This window comes from Planktothrix sp. FACHB-1355 (genome assembly GCF_014748295.1).
GTDB lineage: Bacteria > Cyanobacteriota > Cyanobacteriia > Cyanobacteriales > Aerosakkonemataceae > Aerosakkonema > Aerosakkonema funiforme_A.
The window spans coordinates 1-3,051 of record NZ_JACJUP010000895.1; the positions used below are offsets into that span (position 1 = coordinate 1).

General features: G+C 40.9%; 2 protein-coding genes. Both read left to right on the forward strand.

Annotated elements, in window-relative coordinates; genetic code table 11:
- A partial coding sequence (locus H6S82_RS26580; protein ID WP_347339547.1) for a CHAT domain-containing protein occupies nt 1-2,507 on the forward strand: 2,507 nt, incomplete at its 5' end.
- 65 nt (nt 2,508-2,572) lie between these two features.
- Nucleotides 2,573-3,051: cyclic nucleotide-binding domain-containing protein (locus H6S82_RS26585; RefSeq protein WP_191056985.1), on the forward strand; the 479-nt coding region annotated here is incomplete at its 3' end.

Genomic DNA, 3,051 nt, shown 5'->3' on the forward strand with positions numbered 1-3,051 from the left:
TTATTTCTCAAGTATCTGCATCATCGCAAGTAACAAGCGAAATCACAGCAAATCGTTTGGAAGAACAAGCTCAGGAACTTTATGAAACGGGACAGTTTCAAGAGGCGATCGATCTCTTGCAGCAGCTAGCCGCCAATTACGCATCCCAAAGCGATGAATTAGGTCAAGCGCGGGTTTGGCGAAATCTGGCTTTAGTTTATCGGCAAACTGGCGATTTCGCAAAGGCAAATGAAGCAATTACCAACAGCCTGAACCGCTTGCAAACGCAATCCGATAGCGCAGAAAAAAAACGGATATTAGCCCAAGCTTTCGAGGTAAAAGGACTTTTACAATTGTCTGTCGGTCAGCCGGAAGAAGCTTTGGATACTTGGAAACAAGCTGCTGAGATTTACAAACAAGTAGGAGATTTGACAGGAATAACAAAAAGCCAGATTAACCAAGCTCAAGCTTTGCAACGCTTGGGGCTATACCGTCAGGCGATCGAAACTTTAGACCAAATAAATGCCAACTTAAAAACACAACCGGATACACCAATCAAAGTTAAAGGAATGCAAAGTTTGGGAATCGCTCTCCGGGTAGTAGGTGAATTAAATAGATCCCAGAAAGTTTTACAAGAAAGCTTAGCAATTTCGCAAAAGTTGTCAGATCCTGAGCTTATAGCTTCAAGTTTATCGGGATTGGGGAATACAGCTAGATTGCAAAAAAGATCGCAACCAGCCCTAGATTACTATCGCAACGCCCTCCAAACATCTTCTTCCCCATACTTTCAGACGCGGGTACAAGTGAATATTCTGAGTTTGTTAATAGAAGAAAAAAAATGGCAAGATGCGATAAAATTAGTACCTCAAATACAGTCAAATTTAAGTCAGTTACCTCTCAGCCAAATAGCAATTAATGCTCGGATTAATTTGGCTAATAGTCTGATGAAGATGGGTCAGCAAGGAGACGTTTATCCGCTCAATAAATCTGAGATAGCTGAATTGTTAGCTACCGCAGTCGAACAAGCTGAGAATTTAAATGATAAACGCTCCTTAGCTTACGCATTGGGAAATTTTGGTAGATTGTACGAGCAAAACAAACAGTGGGGTTATGCCAAAGAATTAACGGAAAAAGCGTTACTTTTGGCGCAAGGTATGAAGGCTTATGATATTGCCTATCGATGGCAATGGCAACAGGGAAGAATTTTGAAACAACAAGGTAATAGAGTAGGAGCGATCGCAGCTTATAGCGAAGCAGTTAATACCCTCCAGGCTATCCGCAGCGATTTAGCGGCAATTAGCTCAGAAGCGCAGTTTTCTTTTCAAGAAAGCATAGAACCAGTATACCGGGAATTAGTAGATTTACTTTTACCACTGGGAGAAAAAGTGGCGGAATCAGATCTTAAAAAAGCGCGGGATTTGATCGATTCTCTTCAGTTAGCAGAACTGGATAATTTTTTTAAGGATGCTTGTTTAAAAATTCACCCTGTTGAAATCGACAAAATCGATCCAAAAGCGGCTGTTTTATCGACAATTATTTTGCGGGATAGACTGGAAGTGATTTTAGCATTGCCTGGGCAAACTCTGCGTCGCTATACTGCTATGGTATCTCAAGAAGAAATCGAAGAGACAATTAAGCAAGCGCGAGATGCTCTAACCGTTCCCAGGTTACAACTTTCGGTAAAAAACTTTTTGGCTCCCTCCCAAAAAGTATACAACTGGTTGCTCGCTCCAATGGAAACAGAATTGGCAAACAGTGGCGTTCAAACTCTCGTATTTGTCTTGGATGGTGTCCTCAGAAATATTCCTATGAGCGCCCTTTATGATGGGAAAAATTATTTGGTCGATCGATACAGCGTTGCCATCGCCCCCAGTCTAAAATTGGTAGATTCTCAACCTTTAGCAAAGGGTAAATTGGAAGTTCTCACAGCCGGATTAAGTGAAGCTCGTCAGGGATTTTCACCACTTCCAGGTGTGAATGTTGAATTAGAAAAAATTGCCCGTGAAGTTGATACAGAAAAACTCCTGAATCAGTCTTTTACTACATCGAATTTTAAAACAAAAGTCAAAATTTCTTCGTTTCCAATCGTTCACTTAGCAACACACGGACAATTCAGTTCTGAAGCGAATGACACATTTATTCTCACATGGGATAACCGCATTAACGCTAAAGAACTAGATAGTCTTTTACGTGCGGATACAAGAGTAAATAACCCGATCGAATTACTCGTCCTTAGTGCTTGTCAAACCGCAACAGGAGATAAGCGAGCGGTTTTGGGTTTGACGGGGATGGCCATGCGAGCGGGGGCACGCAGTACGGTAGCATCTTTATGGAGCGTTAACGATGACGCGACAGCTTTGCTAATGATTAAATTTTATGAAGAGTTAGCAGTTTATCAAGGAAAGTCACGTAAAGATATGACAAAAGCGTCAGCTTTGCGTCATGCCCAACAAGCTATTTTACAGAATAAAAATTTTTCTCACCCTTATTATTGGGCAGCTTTTATTTTGGTGGGAAATTGGTTGTAATAGGTAACCGTTCAGGGGGTCAATCTACAATCTTAAACCTCAAATATAAAGTTGGTTGACCGCATATGAAACTATCACTTTCTAAGTTAGGTGTATTGAGCGATCGCGATCTCGATTGGATCAATGCAACGGGCATTACAAAAAGCATAGCTAAGGGCGAAATCCTGATTCGCCAAACACAGCCGATCGACGAACTGTACATTTTATTGGCAGGTACATTAACAGTTTTTGTCTCTTCTTCAGAACAGGAAAATAATAGGAGCGAGCGGGAAATTGCCACGATAGCAAGTGGTGAAATAGTAGGGGAAATATCTTTTGTAGATAATCAGCGAGCTTTAACAACGATTAAGGCAACAGAAAAGGCTAATTTGCTGATTTTGTCTTTTCAGCAATTGGAAAATAAAATTCAGCAAGATGAAGGTTTTGCAGCTCGTTTTTATCAAACTATCTCGGCACAGCTTTCCCATAAGTTACGCCGAGTTTCAGCACTGTTAGTTAAAAACAAAGTTATTTCCGAACCGCCTCTGAGAAAAGTGTTATTTGT